This is a genomic window from Chryseomicrobium aureum, from assembly GCF_016909155.1.
Lineage (GTDB): Bacteria > Bacillota > Bacilli > Bacillales_A > Planococcaceae > Chryseomicrobium > Chryseomicrobium aureum.
Map to the genome: position 1 here is coordinate 559,076 of NZ_JAFBFG010000001.1, position 20,018 is coordinate 579,093.

Genomic DNA, 20,018 nt, shown 5'->3' on the forward strand with positions numbered 1-20,018 from the left:
TTTGTGTCTGATAAAATAAGGGTAGTCAACTAGAGGAGCGATGTTTGGATGCGAAATGAAACCTTTCGAAAAGTTATTATTTACTTGATGATCATTACAATGTTATTATCGACGTTTGTTTTTGGGTTAAGTTTCTTACTTTAAGATGTGGAGAACGGCGATCTAGAAACTCCGAGGAAATCCGGCGTGCAGGTGAAGGCGTATTCCAGCCTTTGCGGGTGCGACGGATTTCGGAGCGTGTTTCTGGCGTTTGCAACTCGATTTCATCATTGGCAATAGCTATTGTTACTAAAAAATCAGTATCTCCTCTAAAAATTTAAAGAGGAGATACTTTTTTTGGTTATTGACGTTGATTCTTGGCATACACATTAGAAATTAGTTTCCATAACTTGACTTCGGTAGATTAAAATTGATTTCGGTAGAATAAATCGTGATTTGGGTAGAATAAATTTCACTTTCAGCCGATGAACGACCGCTCAGTTTCCTAAACTAGAAAAAGCGCTAAAGCCCCTCATAAATAGAGACTTCAACGCTTTTCAAATAGTCCTACTTAACTTAATACTCTTCGCAGTGTTCTTCAAATAAACCTTGCAAGTTTGCAATCACACTCATCGGGTCGTGGCCTTCAATTTCATGACGGCCTACTTCCGCTACCATCTGTCCGTCTTTTACAAGTACGAAAGATGGAGAAGATGGCAAATGCTCGTCGCCAAACTTATCACGTGCGTAGAATGTTGCTTCTTTGTCTTGTCCTGCGAATACTGTCACTAAGTGATCTGGACGACGATCATAGTGTACTGCATGTGTTGCTGCTGGACGTGCAATACCGCCCGCACATCCACATACTGAATTCACCATGAAAAGAGTCGTACCCGGGCGTTCTAAAGCGCGGTCCACATCCTCAGGTGTACGTAATTGCTCATAGCCTGCTGCATCCATCTCGTTACGTGCTGTTGTAACGATTTCATTCATATATAGGTTAAAATCCATACTCATCGTGTAAACACTCCTTTATAGCTGTATTGTATCAGACTTTTGGTCACTTTAAGAAGTAAAAAGTTTAGCGAGTGCTTGTTCAATGGTAAGTTTGGAGTCTGCCACTTGCTTCTCAAGCTCTTTCATCTTCTGCTTCTTTGTCCCATCTGAAAAGAAACGACGTACAAGTTCATCCGTCACGGAGTTTTGAAACCATTCCCGTTGTTGCGACGCACGCCGCGCTGCAAATCGTCCCGATTCATTCGTCATTTGTTGAAATTCTTGAATCATCGACCAGACATCCTCTAATCCCGTTCGCTTATACGAAGATACCGGTAGAGCTCTTGGTGTCCATCCTTCCGTCGCAGGTTGGATAAAATGCAAAATCTGTTTATACTCCGCAACGGTTTTTTTCGCAAATGCTTCGTTCGGTCCATCTGCTTTATGCACAACAATGGCGTCTGCAAGCTCCATAATCCCTTTTTTCATCCCTTGCAACTCATCTCCTGCGCCGGTTAACGTCAAAAGCAAGAAAAAATCGGTCATACCACGGACAGTCGTCTCGGATTGGCCGACCCCAACTGTTTCAATCAGCACAATATCAAACCCAGCAGCTTCGCATAGCAGCATGGTCTCTCGACTTTTCTTGTGAACACCGCCTAGCGTTCCTGAAGTAGGCGAAGGACGGACAAAAGCATTGGGCTCTTTGACGAGTTGCTCCATCCGCGTCTTATCACCTAAAATGCTTCCACCAGAACGGGAAGAAGTAGGATCAATGGCTAGAACTGCCACACGGTGGCCTTCATCACAAAGCATTTTGCCAAACGTTTCAATGAACGTGCTTTTCCCTGCACCTGGCACACCGGTAATCCCAATTCGTAGAGATTGTCCAGATTTCGGGAGAACGGTTTGTAAGAGCGTCTGGGCTAGCTCATGGTCTTGATTGCGCTGGCTTTCAAGCAATGTGATTCCTTTTGCAAGGGCGATGCGGGAACCTGCTAAAATATCATCCGCAAGTTGCGCCACATCAATTGGTTTCTCGATTTTTTTTACAAACTTTTTCATGAAGAAACTCCGGTTTCTTCGTAGCCAAGTTGACGGTAAATTTCTTCAATCACTTTCTGAGCAGCGACGGGGATAACTGTTCCCGGTCCAAAAATAGCGGATGCTCCGTTTTCGAGTAAGAATGCGTAATCTTGACTTGGAATAACGCCGCCGACGACGAGTAAAATGTCTTCACGGCCAAGCTTTTTCAATTCTTCTTTTAATTCCGGTACAAGCGTTAAGTGCCCTGCAGCGAGTGAACTAACACCGATCACGTGTACATCATTTTCAACTGCTTGTAGCGCTGTTTCTTCAGGTGTCTGGAACAGTGGCCCCATATCAACGTCGAACCCGAGATCTGCAAACGCTGTCGCGATTACTTTCGCGCCACGGTCATGTCCATCTTGTCCCATCTTAGCAATCATAATTCGCGGGCGTCGACCTTCATTTTCTAAGAAATCTTCTGCCATTTGTTTCACGTCATCTACTTCTTGTGCTTCTGAATAATTGGAGCTGTACACGCCACTGATGGAACGAATAATTGCTTTGTGACGACCGGACACTTCTTCAATTGCGTCGGAAATCTCTCCAAGAGTCGCCCGGTGACGCGCAGCTTCCACAGCATATGCTAACAGGTTGCCTTCTCCCGACTTCGCAACGTCTGTTAAAGCAACTAGTGCTTGCTGGACAGCTTTTTCATCGCGAGTCTGACGAACATGTGCAAGACGCTCAATTTGAGATTTTCGTACAGCTGTATTGTCAATTGCTAAAATATCGATTGGGTCTTCTTTATCTAATCTACGATAGTTGACACCGACAATTTTTTCCTGTTTCGAATCAATCTGAGCTTGGCGAATTGCAGCAGCTTCTTCAATCTTCATTTTAGGAAGACCTGTTTCAATTGCTTTAGCCATTCCACCTAGACCCTCAATCTCTTCGATATGCGCCCATGCTTTTTTGATTAATTCATCTGTAAGGGACTCTACATAGTAAGAACCGCCCCAAGGATCAATGATAGACGTCATCTTTGCTTCTTCTTGTAAGAACAGTTGCGTATTGCGTGCAATGCGCGCAGAGAAGTCTGTAGGGAGTGCAATCGCTTCATCCAGCGCATTCGTGTGAAGAGATTGCGTATGCCCCATTGCTGCGGCATTCGCTTCAAGAAGTGTGCGCGTCACGTTATTGAATGGATCTTGCTCTGTTAAACTCCAACCCGACGTTTGCGAGTGCGTGCGTAGTGCCAATGATTTTTCGTTTTTCGGGTTAAACTGTGCAAGTAACTCCGCCCAGATGTGACGAGCAGCGCGCATCTTGGCTACTTCCATGTAGTAGTTCATGCCAACTGCCCAGAAGAACGATAAGCGGGGTGCAAAGCGGTCAATGTCCATACCTGCCGCTAGACCTGTTCGCACATATTCCAGTCCATCTGCGAGTGTATAGGCAAGCTCGATGTCCGCAGTCGCCCCTGCTTCTTGCATGTGATAACCGGAAATTGAAATCGAATTGAATTTTGGCATGTGCTGAGATGTGAATGCGAAAATATCCGCAATGATTTTCATCGACATTTCAGGTGGATAGATGTACGTATTACGAACCATGTACTCTTTCAAAATGTCATTTTGAATCGTTCCTGTTAGCTGCTCAGGAGTAACGCCTTGTTCCTCCGCGGTCACAATGAAAAATGCAAGAATTGGAAGAACTGCTCCGTTCATCGTCATCGAAACAGACATTTGATCTAATGGAATTCCATCAAATAAGATTTTCATGTCTTCCACTGAGTCAATGGCAACCCCGGCTTTTCCTACGTCTCCTTTTACACGTGCATGATCCGAGTCATATCCGCGGTGCGTCGCAAGGTCAAATGCTACAGAAAGTCCTTTTTGCCCCATCGCCAAATTACGACGATAAAACGCATTACTTTCTTCAGCTGTTGAGAATCCTGCGTATTGACGAACCGTCCATGGTTTTGTAACGTACATCGTTGGATACGGTCCACGGGTAAATGGCACCATTCCAGGGAAATCATTCACATGCTTCACTGCTTGTAGGTCCGCTTCTGTGTAGACAGGCTTGATAGAGATTCCTTCGTTTGTTTTGATTGTCATTTGACTTCCCCCTGACCTTTGAAGACTGCAACAAGTTCTGACCCTTTTTCTAGAAGTGACTGTCCAGCATAAATCGCTCCTTGCACTCCGTATTCTCTCCATGCCGCAAGCTTTGGATGATTGCCTGCAACGTTCAGTGTTCCCTCAAAAGAGTGTCCACTCTCTACAAAGGCTTCACTATCTTCATCTGTTCCTGCAACTACTGCATATACGTATGCATCATGTACCTGATGGAACGTTTCTACATCGATGACTTGTGCATCCCAGCCATAGACGGAAAGCACACCTTTGATATAATCTACACGCGCTTTGGATGCTTTATACTCTCCGGCTTGAATGATAACAACTTTATCACTGTAGGAGTGTAACTCATTTCTTAGTTTCTCAAATGGTTCTGCAAGACGCTTATAGCCATGATCAGACACACTAGTACCTGCGACATCTACAGGGTTTGCGTACGATGTTGTTCCAATCAATGCTTGTTTGCGTTTCGCAAGACGCTCAAGCTGGAAAGTAAACGATGCTTGTGCACGATCTGCAAACCACTGTGCGCGTTCTTCAACAGAAAGCTCAACAGTTTGTAAAAATAGTGTCCAGGCTTCATTGGCCAATTGATCTGTCAAACTCTCAACTGCGTATGCTCCTGCTGAAGGGTCTTGGACAGCCGTTACAAAACTTTCATGACGAATGACTTCGACAACATTTTCTGCGAGGCGCTCGCTTGTAGCTGTAGCTCCTGTCAATTCGTCATATGGATAAACTGCGACCGCATTAGCGCCTCCGATGACTGCAGAAAATGCGCTGTTTGCACTACGAAGCAAATTAACAGGTGGGTCGAAAAGTGAATACGAGCGGAGTGATGTTTCCGCATATATATGTAAAGTAGTTGGTTCTACTTTTCGCGCCAGACAAAATGCATGCCAAACAAGACGTGCCGCTCGTAACTTAGCAATTTCCATAAAGAAATGTGTATCTACTGCGAATCCGACTTGTGACGGCAACTGATGATGCGTCTCTGTATAATCATGAGCAGCAGTTAAAAACGCCACTAATTCGGTAACAGCGTCAGCGCCTTCTCGGTGTACAGGACGTGTGTCAACTTCTATAGAATCTAGCGGTTTAGTAAAAGTCGCTACCTGACTATTCCAGATTGTATGCAAAGTAGAAGCTTGTTCTCTCAACTTGTCTGTCCGCTCAAAATAAAGAGGCTCTATAGAAATACCTTCTGCTGTTTGCGTTGTCAGTACCCGCCAGTCTTTCCCTTTTAATGAATCCGTCACTAGCTGCTTCCAGTCGTTAGCAGTTGGTTGTTCCCTGTTGTCTACCATTATCCGTTCCTCCCCGTGAATCCGTTTCCATTCCACTTTCTAGTGTACTAGATTTTTTCGAGATAAACAAAAAGTCGTCCAAAAAATTGGACGACTTCGACATCTTAATAAACAGATGTGTTTTCTTTAGTCATGTTTTCTAAAATCTCTTTTACTCGCGCTAAGAAGCGTCCGCAAACGAGACCGTCAAGCACACGGTGATCTAGTGACAGACATAAATTGACCATGTCACGCGCAGCAATCATACCGCCGTCCATAATCACTGGACGCTTTACGATGGATTCCACTTGAAGAATTGCAGCTTGTGGGTAGTTGATGATTCCCATAGACTGAACAGAACCAAATGAACCGGTATTGTTCACTGTAAATGTTCCACCTTGCATATCGTCTGATTTCAATTTACCTGCACGGACTTTGCCTGCAAGTTCATTGATTTCACGTGCGATGCCTTTGATTGTTTTTTCATCCGCATGTTTGATAACAGGAACGTAAAGAGCATCTTCCGTAGCGACTGCGATGGAGATATTGATGTCTTTTTTCTGGATGATTTTGTCCCCAGCCCACATCGAGTTCATCATTGGGAATTCTTTCAATGCTTGTGCAACAGCTTTTACGAAGAACGCAAAATACGTGACATTGAAGCCTTCTTTTTGTTTGAACTCAGTTTTGATCGAGTCACGGTACTGAACAAGGTTCGTCACGTCGACTTCAATCATCGTCCAAGCATGTGGCGCCTCATGTTTACTGCGTAACATGTTTGCTGCAATCGCTTTACGGATACCCGTAACTGGAATTTCAACATCACCAGGTAATGTTGGGATGTCTTGTTTCGGTGCAGCAGCCGTCGTTTGCGCAGCAGGAGTAGACTTTGGTGCTTCTTCTACTGGTGCAGCAACTGGCGCTTCTTTTGCTTGTGGTAGTTCACCTGAATCAATGATTTTTTGAAGGTCTTTACGCGTGATGCGGCCTTCTTTCCCAGATCCTTCGACCAAACTTAAGTCGATGCCATGTTCGCCTGCCATTTTTAACACAGCAGGTGAGAAGCGACCAGCACCCGCTGGACGTTCTGCTTTTGCAGGGGCTGCTTTAGATTGCTCTTGTTGTGGTGCAGATTTAGATTCCTCTTTCGGTTGTTCGCTTGTTTTTTCAGCTGGCGCTTCTTCGGTCCCGCCACCTTCTGTTTCAATCGTACATACGACTTCACCAACAGCCAAAGTATCTCCTTCAGCAGCAATTAATTCTTTGATAACACCCGTGAACGAAGATGGGATTTCAGCAGTTACTTTATCTGTATTCACTTCAGCTAGTGGATCGTACTTGTTTACGTGATCTCCAGGAGAGACGAGCCACTTTTCAATCGTACCTTCTGTAACACTCTCGCCAAGCTGAGGCATTTTAATTTGTTCAAGTGCCATGTAAAGACCTCCTTGTTAGAATTCTGCAAGCTCACGCATTGCTTTTTCAACTTTATCTGGATTGATCATGAAGAACTTCTCCATCGTTGGTGCATATGGCATTGCTGGAACATCTGGTCCTGCAAGGCGCTGAACAGGAGCATCAAGATCAAATAAGCAGTTTTCAGCGATGATTGCTGCGACCTCTGACATGATACTTCCTTCCTTGTTATCTTCTGTTACAAGTAGTACTTTACCCGTTTTCGATGCCGCTTCGATGATCCCCTCTTTATCCAGTGGATAGACTGTACGAAGGTCGACTACGTGTGCAGAGATGCCGTCTTTTTCTAGGCGCTCTGCTGCTTGTAGTGCAAAGTGAACCGCTAATCCGTAAGTGATGACCGTAATGTCTTCTCCTTCACGCTTCACATCCACTTTTCCGATTTCGATTGTATAGTCTTCTGTCGGAACTTCACCTTTGATCAAACGATACGCACGTTTGTGCTCAAAGAATAGCACTGGATCCTCGTCGCGAATCGCAGCTTTTAACAAGCCTTTTGCATCGTAAGGTGTAGAAGGAATGACAATTTTAAGTCCTGGTTGGTTTGCAAAGACCGCTTCAACAGATTGTGAATGATACAGTGCACCGTGAATGCCTCCACCAAAAGGAGCACGAATAACCATTGGACATGTCCAGTCATTGTTTGAACGGTAGCGAATACGCGCTGCTTCTGAGATAATTTGGTTCACAGCTGGCATGATGAAATCTGCAAACTGCATCTCTGCGATTGGACGTAGTCCGTACATCGCCGCACCAATTCCGACACCTGCGATTGCTGATTCAGCAAGTGGTGTATCAAGAACGCGGTATTCTCCGAATTGATCATATAAACCATTTGTAGCTTTGAATACGCCACCTTTACGGCCAACATCTTCTCCAAGAACGAATACGCGCTCATCGCGTTCCATTTCTTCTTTCATTGCAAGTGTGATGGCATCGATATAAGACATAATCGGCATTAGTTGTCGCCTCCTTGCTCAGCATATACATGTTTCAGTGCATCTTCTGGAGCCGCATACGCTGCGTTTTCAGCGTAATCTGTAGCTTCATTGACTTCCTTCATGATGCGGTCGTTTAATTCTTTTTCAGACTCATCTGTTAAGACGCCGTTTTCTTTTAAGTACGCTGCAAATGAAAGGATAGGATCAAGTTTTTTACCTTCTGCAATCTCTTCAGCAGATTTGTACTGGCGATCATCGTCATCGGATGAGTGCGCCGTTAAACGGAATGTCACAGCTTCGATTAGAGAAGGACCTTCCCCATTACGTGCACGTTCTACTGCTTCTTTTGTAACACGGTAGACTTCGATTGGGTCTTTCCCGTCTACTTCAAAACCAGGCATTCCATAAGCGATTGCACGATCCGCAATATTTTTACTAGCGACTTGGCGATCAAAAGGTACCGAAATCGCGTATTTATTGTTTTCTACCATTGTGATACATGGCAATTTATGAACGCCCGCAAAGTTCAATCCTTCGTGGAAATCGCCTTGGTTTGAAGAACCTTCTCCAAGTGTTACGAAAGAAACAAAATCTTTCTTTTCAATTTTTGCTGCAAGTGCGACACCTACTGCATGCGGTAACTGTGTCGTTACAGGAGAAGAACCTGTTAGGATTCGGTTTTTCTTCTGTCCAAAGTGACCCGGCATTTGGCGACCGCCAGAGTTTGGATCTTCCGCTTTCGCGAAAGCCGAAAGCATTAAATCACGTGCTGTCATACCAAAATGCAAGACAACACCCATATCGCGATAATACGGTGCAATGTAATCTTTATCAGTATCTAGTGCATAGGCTGCTCCTACTTGAGCGGCTTCTTGTCCTTGACATGAAATAACAAATGGAATTTTACCTGCACGGTTGAGTAACCACATACGCTCATCAATACGGCGTGCCAGTAGCATTGTTTCGTACATTTTCAACACATCGTCGTTTGTTAGACCGACTTCTTCATGACGTGTAGACATTTGATTTCCCCCTTTTAACTATGAATGGCTTTTCCATCGACTGCTAATGCTGCTTCACCCATGATTTCAGATAGTGTTGGGTGTGGGTGAATAGTTGAACCAATTTCCCATGGAGTCGCATCTAATACCATTGCTAGACCTGCTTCAGAGATTAAGTCTGTCGCGTGCGGTCCAATCATGTGTACGCCTAAAATATCATTTGTATCTTTATCGGCAATAATCTTTACAAAACCATCTGATTCACCGTAGACAAGCGCTTTTCCGATAGCTTTGAATGAGAATTTTCCAGTTTTGATGTTGTAGCCACGCTCTTTAGCTTGTGCTTCCGTCATCCCAACGCTTGACGCTTCAGGGTTTGAGTAAACACAACGAGCAACTTTTTCAGTTTCCATCGCGTGCACGTCTTCCCCTGCAATATGCTCGACAGCAGTGATTCCTTCGTGACTCGCCACGTGTGCAAGTTGAAGACCTCCGATAACATCTCCGATTGCGTAGATGTGCGACTCTTTTGTTTGATACGTGTCTGATACTTGAACAAATCCATTCTCAACTACAATATCTGTGTTTTCGATACCAATGTTTTCGACATTTGCTTGGCGACCAACGGACACTAGCATTTTTTCTGCTTGGAAGCTCTGCATTTCGCCTTTGATTTCAGCTTCGATAGTGACACCATTGTCGACTTTCAACGTCTCTGAGACCACTTTCGCTGACGTAACGATCGTGATACCTTTTTTCTCAAGAATTTTTTTCATTTCTTTAGAAATGGCATCATCTTCAGTAGGAATAATACGGTCCGCATACTCAATGACTGTGACTTCTACACCAAAATCATGTAACATTGATGCCCATTCAATTCCAATGACGCCACCGCCAACGATGATGATCGACTTTGGAAGTTCTGTCATTTCAAGGGCTTCATCCGACGTCATCACGAATTCTTTATCGATTGTAAGTCCAGGCAATGTACGTGGACGAGAACCCGTTGCCAATACGACATTTTTCGGGATCAGCATTTCATTTTCTTTTCCATTATTCATTTCAACAGAAATCGTTCCACCTGGAGATGGACTGAAAATAGAAGGTCCGAGCATACGACCTGTGCCCTCATATACATCGATTTTGCCTTTTTTCATCAATCCTTGTACACCTTGATGCAATTGATCGACAATCGATTGTTTGCGTTTTTGCACTACGCTGAAATCAAGTGTGACGTCACTCGTGATGACACCAAATTCATGCGCCCGATCCTTCGCTGTATGATACACCTCTGCAGAGCGTAAAAGGGCTTTACTCGGAATACAGCCTTTATGCAAGCATGTTCCTCCAAGCTTTCCTTTTTCAACAATGGCAGTTTTTAGTCCAAGTTGAGCTGCGCGAATAGCGGCTACGTAGCCACCCGTTCCACCGCCTAGTATGACGATATCATATTCTTGTGCCATGCAATCCCTCCTCTAGTTCGGATAATTCTTCGGTTGTTCTTCTCCACTCAATACGCGGTAGGCTCCTTCTGCAAGAGCCTGCAATTCATCTTCTCCTGGATAGGTCACGACATCTGCAATCCAGCTTATACGATCTGCAATTTCAGCGACAAATGCTTTGCCATATGCAAGTCCACCTGTTAATAAAATGGCATCGACTTTTCCAGACAATACAGCACTTTGCGCACCGATTTCTTTTGCGACTTGATACGCCATCGCGTCATAAATCAATTTTGCCTCTGTGTCGCCGGCCTCAATTCGTTTCTCAACGGTCACGGCGTCATTTGTACCTAGATAGCTTACGAGACCACCTTGACCTACAATCATTTTCATAATTTCATGTTGGTAGTATTGACCGGAATAACACATCTCGACTAGATCTCCAATTGGAACAGTGCCTGCACGTTCCGGACTAAATGGTCCATCTCCGTGTAGTCCATTGTTAACGTCGATTACTCGGCCGTTGTGGTGTGTTCCGACCGTTACTCCGCCGCCCATATGCACAACAATTAATGAGAGTGCGTCATATGGTTTGCCAATTTCTTTTGCATAGCGTCTTGCAACAGCTTTTTGGTTAAGCGCATGAAAAATTGAGCGACGTTCAAGTTTTGCAGTTCCTGAAATACGTGCTAAGTCCTGCAGTTCATCGACCACTACTGGGTCAACAATGAATGCCGGGATATTCAACCCCTTTGCAATCTCATTGGCAATGATACCTCCAAGATTCGAAGCATGTTGACCCGAATAGCCGGCACGTAAATCTTCTAACATTTGGTCGTTGACGGCATATGTACCGCCTTCAATTGGACGTAATAGTCCTCCCCGCCCACAGACTGCTGAGAGGCGGGAAATATTCATTTGTTCTTCATCCAATGCCTGTAAGATCATCTCTTTCCGAAAGGCATACTGATCGATGATGGATGGAAATTTTTCAATTTCATCTGTGTTGTGACGAATCGTTTTTTCAAAAAGTAACGTTTCATTCTCATAGATACCGATCTTCGTGGAGGTCGAACCTGGATTTAGAACTAGGATACGATAAGGTTCCATTGCAATAGCCTCCTCTTTTTTGCTTATCGGTTTGTTAATGAATGTTTACCATTTTGTAAGAATTGGCGACGTGATTTTGCCATACGTGCGATACGGTCTTCTGCCAGACGGTCAGCCGCAGCGTATGAAGCGATGCCTTCTGTTTTAGAGATTTCAAAAATACGAGCAATTGTGTCATAGATTCCTTCAACGCGTTTCATAGCACGCTCACGGTTGTAACCATTCAACTCGTCAGCTACGTTCATAACACCACCTGAGTTGATTACATAATCCGGTGCATACACGATACCCAGCTCGTTCAGCTTGTCACCGTGGCGTGGCTCTTTTAATTGGTTATTTGCAGCTCCTGCAACAACTTTTGCTTTTAATTGTGGAATTGTTTCATCGTTGATGATGGCACCAAGCGCACATGGAGCAAAAATGTCCACATCTTGTGAGTAGATCTCAGACACGTCTACTTGTGTTGCACCGAATTCATTAACAACACGGTCTACAGAAGCTTGATTGATATCTGCGACTGTTAAGATAGCACCTTCTTCGTGTAGGAATTCACATAATTTGTACGCTACGTTTCCGACACCTTGTACCGCTACTTTTTTACCTGCAAGAGAATCTGAACCAAATGCTTCCATAGCTGCTGCTTTCATCCCCATGTAAACGCCGTAAGCCGTTACTGGTGATGGATTTCCTGAAGAGCCGAATGCTGGTGAGATACCTGTTACATAATTTGTTTCTTCATGGATCAAGTCCATGTCTGCAACTGTTGTACCGACATCTTCTGCTGTGATGTAACGACCATTTAGACCTTGAATGAAACGACCGAACGCACGGAACATCTCTTCGTTCTTATCTTTCAACGGATCACCGATAATAACTGTTTTTCCTCCACCAAGGTTTAAACCAGCTGCTGCATTTTTGTATGTCATCCCTTTTGCTAGACGAAGTGCATCTTCAATTGCTTCTTCTTCCGTAGCATAGTTCCACATACGAGTTCCACCAAGAGCTGGCCCAAGTGTTGTGTCATGAATTGCGATAATCGCTTTTAGTCCTGAAGTTTTGTCCTGACAGAAAATCAATTGCTCGTAATCGTAAGTCTCCATATATTTGAAAATTTCCATTTGTAATTCCTCCAATTAAGTGTTTTATATACTTGCAAGTGCGATTGAGTACAATTTACTTTCTGCACTATCAGCACGGGAAGTTAGTATGATCGGCACTTTCGCACCTTCAATGACGGCCCCAACTTTGGCGCGACCGAAATACATAAATGATTTGTACAAGACGTTGCCTGCTTCAATGTTCGGAACGAGCAAGATGTCTGCTTGTCCCGCTGAATCAGACGTAATGCCCTTTGCTTTCGCAGACGCAACAGAAATCGCATTATCAAACGCGAGTGGACCATCCACAATACATCCTTTAATTTGCCCACGTTGATACATCATAGTGAGTAGCGCTGCGTCCGTGCTCGACGGCATCGCAGGATTCACAACTTCTACTGCACTGAGCGGGGCAACCACTGGTTCATGTAAGCCCATTCGATGTGCAACGGCCACTGCATTCACTAAGATATCTTTCTTTTGTTTCAAGTCCGGCGCAATATTCATAGCAGCGTCTGTGACAAACAACAAACGGTCAAACTCTGGAAACTCGAAGACAGCGACGTGTGAAATCGTTTTTCCTGTTTTCAGCCCGTTGTCATCGCGCAGCACTTCACGTAGCAAAGATGCTGTGTCGATATGGCCTTTCATCAGTGCATCCGCACGCCCATCACCTGCCGCTTTCACAGCTTCTCTGATAGCGACATGTGTAGATTTTACAGGATATACTTCACAGGCCTCTGACGTACTGACAAATTCAGGTAGTGCCGCACAATTCTCTTCAGTATCGACGAGTAAAAACCTGGCGAGCCCTAATTCAGTGGCTTGGCGAATCGCTTCTAACACTTCTGGATCGTTTGCACAGGCGACTGCGATTGTCTTCGTCGACTTCATTTGCACTAGTTCCTCAAATGATTTCATCCGAAATTCCTCCTTTACTCTTCGACACCTAGTTTTTCAATTTTGTAATACAATGTCCGAAGGGAAATATTTAATTTTTTTGCAGCTTCCGTCTTGTTCCCTTTAAAGGAAGCGAGCGTATCTTGAATTAGCTTTCGCTCGTATTCTTCAACAAGGTCTGAAAGCGATCCATCTGGCAGTTCAGGTTTCGACTTTCGAATCGTTGTCAGTGGAAGATGTCTTTCTTCTACTAAGCGGTCATTCGCATTCATGAAAATCAGTGTTCGACTGATGACATTTTCAAGTTCCCGGACATTCCCAGGCCAATCGTAGGATTCGAGTGCTTTTAAAGCCCGACTAGAGAACCCATCAACTTGTTTGCCGAATTCTTTATTCAGTCTCACTAACGCATGATCGAGGATGAGTGAAATGTCTTCAATCCTCTCACGTAACGGCGGGATATAAATAGGCATTTTGTTCACTTGGAAATAAAGCTCCTCCAGGAAGTGGCCATCTCGCATACTTTTTTCAAGCTGATCACTTGTGGAAGCAATTAAACGGAACTTGTCGTTTGAAAGTTCTTTCAGTAATTTTCTCTGATGTTCAATCGAGAGTTCTCCGATTTCATCTAAAAACAGGGTACCTCCTGAAGCTTGTGAGATGAAGGGTTCCTGTTTTGAACCATCAAACAATTGATCTGTTGCTTCTTGAGAACTGCAATTCACTCGTATGAACTTGTTATGCTTTCGTTCACTTTTTCGGTGGATAGCGTGTGCGAAAAGATCCTTCCCGACTCCCGTCTCTCCTCGCAACAATATGGTTACAGGAACTCCGGCAGCGAGTTTTGCTTGGTCTTTAGCGAACTGAATTTTGTCAGATTGTCCAATGATATCTTCAAATGAAAGATTGGATTCTAGTGACCGAATTAACAAGCGTGCACGGTCAAGCTCTTTCATCATCGTTCGCATTTCTGTGACGTCGTGTATGACGCCAACACTCCCCTTCAAGCGATTGTTGACGATGACAGGCGCAACGTTCACAATTACTTCTTTACGATCTTTTCCAACTTGCAATTGCTTCCCTCGCACTGGTTTGCGCGTTTCAAGCACTTGCCTGTGAATACTTTCGCCGTTCATAATATCGGCCTCAGCAGGCTTACCGATAATATCTTTCTCTTCAAGTCCAGTAATCCTTGTATATGCCGGGTTGATCAGAAGACCCACTCCATTTTCATCCACTACGGATATTGCATCATCTGATGACTGAATAATGGCCTCTAACATCATTTGAATTTCTCGCAAATTCGTCAAATCTTCCGCCATTTGTTGAATCTCAGAAATATCTTTAAAAACAGCAAATGCACCAATTCGTTGACCGTCTCCAGTCGTCAATGGGAAACGAGACGTAACAATTTTGGTACCGCTTTCAAGAGTTAATTGTTGATTGGACTCCGAGCGTCCCGTCTCGATAACTTGTAATAGGCGACTGTGCGGAATAACTTCATGTATAGGTTTGCCGAGTACTTTTTCTTTTTTTACGTTGGTCAGCTTTGCAGCTCGTTCGTTGAAGAATGTGATTTTCCCATCTTGATCGACACTTATGATTCCTTCATCCATTGAATCAAAAATAATTCGCTGGATTTGTCGTTGCGCATCCATCAATTGAAAAGAACGATTCTTCTCTTCAATCAACTGCACTAAGATAGAAGCAATTTCTCCAGGAATAACAACAGTAGAGCGGTCCCGCTTTTCTAATAGTCGGGTGAATAAATTCGAGTCCCCTGTTGCATCAATGATGATATCGAGGTCTGGACTTATGTAGGTTTCCCAATGAGTATCTGTTGGTATTCCTAACTCTTTTGCAACAGCCATAGCAGGTGCTAATGGATTTTCATCGATAACTGCAGTAAATGAAAAGTTGCCGAGATTATTAAGGAGTCGGAGGATAGCTGTTCCACCTCGCCCTGCTCCAAGTAAAAGTATATTTTGCAATATATTGCACACCTCCTTGGTGTTAGTGCAAGTTGTTGCATTTCCACTCTATAATACCGTAAGCTGACTCGATTGACAATCATTTTTACACATGCGATAGTAAATAACAGATAAGGAGTTGACTGGTTTGGCACGTTTAGCAGCACTGATTGTCCTTGTAATTCCTGGAATACTAGCGGCATACGGAATCAAGTTAATGCGTGATACATTTTTCGGAATTAGTAATCTAGGTACTGCTCCACTATGGTTTCAATTTGTTCTAGGACTAGCTTTAATGGTACTAGGTATAGGTTTCTTTGCAGGATTTTTACTTAGACGAGACCGTAAAAATGGACGGGTATCTGAACGATTCAAAGAAAAAAAGGCTAAATCCGATTGAGGATCTAGCCTTTTTTTATATGGGGTTAGGTATGTAGGGGAAGCGTTTCGCGGGCGCGGGCTGAGCCAAAATCGAGTTGTGAACGCCAGAAATACACTACGGAATTTCTCGAGCGGCGTTCTCCACATCTAAAACAAGGTCTCAGCTTCCGCTTTTAATCCCGCTGGAGTAACCCCTACCCACTAGTAATGTTGCGTTCTTAACCTATTACAAATAATCCATCATACCTTATTAAAGCCTTTTTGCTTTTGTTCAACTTTATCTGGAAAATCAGTGATCCATCCAATTACACAAGGTCTTGGAGATGTTAAATACTTTTCTTTTCCGGTCAGACCGTAAAACCTTATGGAATAGCGCTCGCATAACTCGTTTATCCAAGAGGCATTGTAATAGCGCTTGTTGATATGCAACGTCTTCAACCACGGATAACTTTTTAATTCTTCCCAGTCAGTAGACTTCTTAGCGATTAAACACCACTCGTAGTCTGGATAGTTGGCATGTCCAATGGCTAAAATCGAAAGATCGAACGATGAAAAGTGAACATCTGAAAACGGTTTAATAAGTTCTACGACTTCCCGAATCTTTTCTTGCTTCCCCATATAAGTCTCTTTCAGCTCAACATTTAACGCAACATCATAGACTCTTGCAAACTCTATAAATTGTTGAAGCGTTAAAATACGGTGTCCAAAAAAACGACGAAGGAAACGTTTTCCGACTTTCCATTGTAATACCTCTTCTGCAGCGACGTCGCGGATCTGTTTGTTTTGACCCGTTAAGCGAAACAAGTCTAAATCATGAATAACCATGTGCTGTCCATCTGCAGTTAGTTGTAAATCAATTTCAATCCCTTTTGCATTGCGGGAAATGGCCTCTTTAAATGCGGCAAGAGTATTTTCCATCTTATAACCGGATGCACCTCGATGCGCATAAATCGGAAGCATGTGTAAAACTCCTTTAACTTGCCATATTCTCTAGACGAATTTTGTCTGCAATCATGGCAATAAATTCTGAATTGGTTGGTTTGCTCTTTAAGTGGTGAACAGTGTATCCAAATGTTTGCGAGATCGTCTCGTAGTTTCCTCGATTCCATGCTACTTCGATTGCATGACGAATTGCGCGTTCTACACGGGACGGTGTCGTATCGAATTTGTCTGCAATTTCAGGATAGAGAACTTTTGTGACCGAACCGAGCAATTCAATATCATTGTAAACCATTTGAATGGCTTCTCGTAAGTAGGAGTATCCTTTAATATGAGCTGGAACACCGATTTCTTTAATGACGTTTGTGATTGTGAAATCGATGCCTTTCGTTTTTGGAGCTGTTCGAACAGTAGTAGCTGAGGTTTGATTGTGAGCCGTACCTGCTACCTGCAAAATTTGCTGCACAAGGCGATCGAATTCAAATGGCTTCAACATAAAATACGCAGTTCCGAGATCTACCGCTTGCTTCATGACTTCTTCTTGACCAAACGCAGTCAGCATAATCACTTTCATTGTCGGGTAGAGTTGCTCTTTGTGTAAATGGTCCATTACCGCAATACCATCCAAGTGCGGCATAATAATATCAAGTAATAGCACATCTGGAACTTGTTCTTCAAGTAAATCTAAACATTGTTTTCCGTTATATGCTGTATGGATAACTTCTATCGATGGATGCTCCTTAAAATAATCTGCAATCGTCGCTACTAAATCTCGGTTATCATCTACAATCATCACTTTAATCTTTTCCATGTCATTCATCCCCTGTCTTCATTCATCTACTTCCTCACTATAAAGAAAATAGGTCTTTTGTTAAAAAAATCTTTTGTAGGATAATTTCTTTCTATTCTGACATCTTGTGACAATTCGCTGTTCATTTTGTCGAATAATCTTCTCTATAGTATAACGTGTTTGTACAAAATTCTCTAGAGACAATAAAAAACCAGGTCACGCTCATACTCGAGCGTAGCCTGGCAGAATTAGTAGTGGTTTTGTCACTTTAAAACCAGGGTGTTTTGGTTTTGAAGGTACAATCTGGTCAACCGCTGCTAAACGAAGTAGTGTGTTCGAAAGGAAGTGATTCATGATTGGTATTATTTTTTTGTTTGTGCTTGTGCAAGTAATTCTGCAGCATGATGGAGTGTAATTTCAGATATTTCTTCTCCCGCCATCATTCGGCTTAATTCTTCTGTTCGCTCTTCTAGTGACAATTCTTGAATTTTTGTTTTTGTTCGGTCGGCTTCTACATGCTTTTCAATGCGCAAATGCGAATCGGCAAGAGCAGCAACAGCTGGCAAATGCGTAATAACAAGAACTTGAGAATCTTTAGCAATTTGCCCAATCTTCTCAGCAATCGCTTGCGCCACTCGTCCGGAAACGCCGGTATCCACTTCATCAAAAATAATAGAAGTGATTTCCTGATGTTTGGAAAAAATACTTTTTAGCGCAAGCATGACACGACTCAGTTCTCCACCCGATGCAACTTTCGTTAACGGTTTCAATGGTTCGCCTACATTGGTGGCAATGTAGAATACGACATGATTTTTTCCGTTCTCTGTAAAGTGCGAAAGTTCTTCCACACGAACATCCATAATTGCTCGGTCCATATAAAGTGCACTGAGCTGTTCCATGATACGTGTACTTAACTCTTCAGCAGTCTGCTTACGAATGGTCGATAGCTCATCTGCCTCAAGTTGCAAGTCTTGTTCGATCTGAGCAAGTTTTCTTTCTGATTCTTCAATCTCTTGGTCGCGGTTGGTCAGTTGATCAAGTTGACGTTTAATTTTTTCACCATATGCAATGACTTCATCCACCGTTTGACCATATTTCCTTTTTAGTGTTTGAAGCAATGCAAGACGATCTTCTACATATTGAACACGTTGTTCATCAAATTCCATCGAATCCAACTGATTTTGGATTTGTGACTGAACATCTTCAAGAATGAAATAAGCATTTGCAAATTCTTCGCTAATCTTGCCGTACGTAGTATTTACACTCTGAATATCTTGAAGCGCATGCAACACCACTCCAAGATAATCCATTGCGCCAGATTCTGCCGTAAGTGCTTGGGAAGAAGTTTGAAGCTTATCAACAATTTTTGAGTAGTTCTGCATCTCTGTCCGTTCTGCAGACAACGTCTCTTCTTCTCCACTGATTAATTCCGCTTCTTCAATTTCATTTAATTGAAAACGATAAAGATCCATACGATGTGTCATTTCCTGATCATCCATCTGTAGACCCTTCAAACGTTTTTTTGTTCGATTGTAGGCTTCGTAAACTTGAGAATACGCGTCTTTGGCATCTACAAATTGTTTAGAAGCAAACTGATCCAATAAATTAATATGGGATCGTTCATCCATAAGCTCTTGGCTTTCGTGTTGTCCGTGTATATCTACAAGTGTACTTCCCACTTCACGTAGAACAGCAATGGTCACCAATTTGCCATTGATTCGGCATGTACTTTTTCCATTTGCATTCAATTCACGGCGCAATATTATGCTCTCTTCGTCCGTAGGTATCCCGAGCTCTTCAAGTTTTTTATAACTTGAATGAGACGTTGAGTTTAGCGAAAACATGCCTTCTAGCTCTGCTTTTTTTGTACCATGCCGAATGAATTCAGAAGATCCACGTGCACCACATAATAATTGGACGGCATCGATAATAATCGATTTTCCGGCTCCTGTCTCACCCGTCAACACAGTAAGTCCTTCTGTAAAGCTAACAGTCAACTCATCAATAATGGCAAAATTCCGTATAGACAGTTCAGCTAACATATCAACCCTCCTTACAGCATCTCAAGCAATTTCGTTTTGACAAGATCCCGATCCTTTTCTTCTCGACAAAGAATCAGGCATGTATCATCCCCACAAATGGTACCTAGGATTTCCTCCCAGTCCAAATAATCAATTAAAGAGCCGATTGCGTGAGCATTTCCAGGTAAGGTTTTCATAACTAAAAAATGACTAGCCCCATCGATTGAAACAAATGCATCTGTCAATGCACGTTTTAATTTTTGCATTGGATTAAAGCGCTGATCTGCTGGCAAGCTGTATTTATAACGTCCATCTGGCAACGGAACTTTTACTAAATGCAATTCTTTAATATCGCGGGAGACAGTTGCTTGTGTAATTGCAAACCCTTCTGCTTTTAAGATATCGACTAAATCATCTTGTGTCTCGACTTCATTATTTGAAATGATGTCGCGAATGCGAATATGACGTTGTCCTTTATTCATTGGTATCCACTCCATTGATTGCATATTTATACCTTCG

General features: G+C 43.1%; 18 protein-coding genes. 2 read left to right on the top strand and 16 right to left on the bottom strand.

The window, feature by feature from the left end:
- Positions 1 to 48 precede the first annotated feature (48 nt).
- Positions 49 to 144 carry a stressosome-associated protein Prli42 gene (gene prli42 / locus JOD03_RS13825; RefSeq protein WP_165767453.1) on the top strand — a complete coding sequence of 32 codons (96 nt, stop codon included), beginning with the start codon at positions 49 to 51 and terminating at the stop codon, positions 142 to 144.
- Between the two features lie 411 nt (positions 145 to 555).
- On the opposite strand, the gene JOD03_RS02885 is transcribed toward prli42, so the two are convergent.
- The 12 genes from JOD03_RS02885 to JOD03_RS02940 form a co-directional block, all read right to left on the bottom strand.
- Positions 556 to 996 carry a BrxA/BrxB family bacilliredoxin gene (locus JOD03_RS02885; protein WP_204589295.1) on the bottom strand — a complete coding sequence of 147 codons (441 nt, stop codon included), beginning with the start codon at positions 994 to 996 and terminating at the stop codon, positions 556 to 558.
- 48 nt (positions 997 to 1,044) lie between these two features.
- The gene (gene meaB / locus JOD03_RS02890; protein ID WP_204589296.1) at positions 1,045 to 2,040 is read right to left on the bottom strand and encodes a methylmalonyl Co-A mutase-associated GTPase MeaB; all 996 of its coding nucleotides are present in this window, start codon (positions 2,038 to 2,040) and stop codon (positions 1,045 to 1,047) included.
- Positions 2,037 to 4,124, bottom strand: a complete 2,088-nt coding sequence (scpA, locus tag JOD03_RS02895; protein ID WP_239584758.1) for a methylmalonyl-CoA mutase — start codon at positions 4,122 to 4,124, stop codon at positions 2,037 to 2,039. Before scpA ends, meaB begins: the two co-directional genes overlap by 4 nt.
- Positions 4,121 to 5,452 (bottom strand): methylmalonyl-CoA mutase family protein, encoded by a 1,332-nt coding sequence (locus tag JOD03_RS02900; RefSeq protein WP_204589298.1) that lies wholly within the window; start codon positions 5,450 to 5,452, stop codon positions 4,121 to 4,123. Before JOD03_RS02900 ends, scpA begins: the two co-directional genes overlap by 4 nt.
- A gap of 104 nt (positions 5,453 to 5,556) precedes the next feature.
- Positions 5,557 to 6,867 carry a dihydrolipoamide acetyltransferase family protein gene (locus tag JOD03_RS02905; protein WP_204589299.1) on the bottom strand — a complete coding sequence of 437 codons (1,311 nt, stop codon included), beginning with the start codon at positions 6,865 to 6,867 and terminating at the stop codon, positions 5,557 to 5,559.
- 15 nt (positions 6,868 to 6,882) lie between these two features.
- The gene (locus JOD03_RS02910; RefSeq protein ID WP_094942020.1) at positions 6,883 to 7,866 is read right to left on the bottom strand and encodes an alpha-ketoacid dehydrogenase subunit beta; all 984 of its coding nucleotides are present in this window, start codon (positions 7,864 to 7,866) and stop codon (positions 6,883 to 6,885) included.
- On the bottom strand, positions 7,866 to 8,870 hold the full coding sequence (locus JOD03_RS02915; RefSeq protein ID WP_204589300.1) for a thiamine pyrophosphate-dependent dehydrogenase E1 component subunit alpha: 1,005 nt from the start codon (positions 8,868 to 8,870) through the stop codon (positions 7,866 to 7,868). The genes JOD03_RS02910 and JOD03_RS02915 overlap by 1 nt, the downstream gene beginning before the upstream one ends.
- Before the next feature lie 14 nt (positions 8,871 to 8,884).
- On the bottom strand, positions 8,885 to 10,312 hold the full coding sequence (gene lpdA, locus JOD03_RS02920; protein ID WP_204589301.1) for a dihydrolipoyl dehydrogenase: 1,428 nt from the start codon (positions 10,310 to 10,312) through the stop codon (positions 8,885 to 8,887).
- Positions 10,313 to 10,324: 12 nt separating this feature from the next.
- Positions 10,325 to 11,401 carry a butyrate kinase gene (buk, locus tag JOD03_RS02925; protein WP_239584759.1) on the bottom strand — a complete coding sequence of 359 codons (1,077 nt, stop codon included), beginning with the start codon at positions 11,399 to 11,401 and terminating at the stop codon, positions 10,325 to 10,327.
- 23 nt (positions 11,402 to 11,424) lie between these two features.
- The gene (locus JOD03_RS02930) at positions 11,425 to 12,519 is read right to left on the bottom strand and encodes a Leu/Phe/Val dehydrogenase (RefSeq protein WP_204589302.1); all 1,095 of its coding nucleotides are present in this window, start codon (positions 12,517 to 12,519) and stop codon (positions 11,425 to 11,427) included.
- A 24-nt stretch (positions 12,520 to 12,543) separates the two neighbouring features.
- Positions 12,544 to 13,419 (bottom strand): bifunctional enoyl-CoA hydratase/phosphate acetyltransferase, encoded by an 876-nt coding sequence (locus JOD03_RS02935; protein WP_204589303.1) that lies wholly within the window; start codon positions 13,417 to 13,419, stop codon positions 12,544 to 12,546.
- Between the two features lie 14 nt (positions 13,420 to 13,433).
- Positions 13,434 to 15,389 (bottom strand): PAS domain-containing protein, encoded by a 1,956-nt coding sequence (locus JOD03_RS02940; RefSeq protein ID WP_204589304.1) that lies wholly within the window; start codon positions 15,387 to 15,389, stop codon positions 13,434 to 13,436.
- Between the two features lie 127 nt (positions 15,390 to 15,516).
- Here JOD03_RS02940 and JOD03_RS02945 point away from each other — a divergent pair, with 127 nt between their 5' ends.
- The gene (locus tag JOD03_RS02945) at positions 15,517 to 15,768 is read left to right on the top strand and encodes a DUF2627 domain-containing protein (protein ID WP_204589305.1); all 252 of its coding nucleotides are present in this window, start codon (positions 15,517 to 15,519) and stop codon (positions 15,766 to 15,768) included.
- 221 nt (positions 15,769 to 15,989) lie between these two features.
- Here JOD03_RS02945 and JOD03_RS02950 read toward each other — a convergent pair whose 3' ends face one another.
- From JOD03_RS02950 to ahrC, 4 genes are all read right to left on the bottom strand, one after another.
- Positions 15,990 to 16,709, bottom strand: a complete 720-nt coding sequence (locus tag JOD03_RS02950; RefSeq protein ID WP_204589306.1) for a glycerophosphodiester phosphodiesterase — start codon at positions 16,707 to 16,709, stop codon at positions 15,990 to 15,992.
- Between the two features lie 13 nt (positions 16,710 to 16,722).
- Positions 16,723 to 17,499, bottom strand: a complete 777-nt coding sequence (gene spo0A, locus JOD03_RS02955; RefSeq protein WP_204589307.1) for a sporulation transcription factor Spo0A — start codon at positions 17,497 to 17,499, stop codon at positions 16,723 to 16,725.
- Between the two features lie 341 nt (positions 17,500 to 17,840).
- Entirely contained in the window at positions 17,841 to 19,520 is a 1,680-nt protein-coding gene (recN, locus tag JOD03_RS02960; RefSeq protein ID WP_204589308.1) for a DNA repair protein RecN, read from the bottom strand.
- Positions 19,521 to 19,531: 11 nt separating this feature from the next.
- A complete protein-coding gene (ahrC, locus tag JOD03_RS02965) occupies positions 19,532 to 19,981 on the bottom strand; it encodes a transcriptional regulator AhrC/ArgR (protein ID WP_204589309.1) in 450 nt (149 codons plus the stop codon).
- Positions 19,982 to 20,018: the final 37 nt, after the last annotated feature.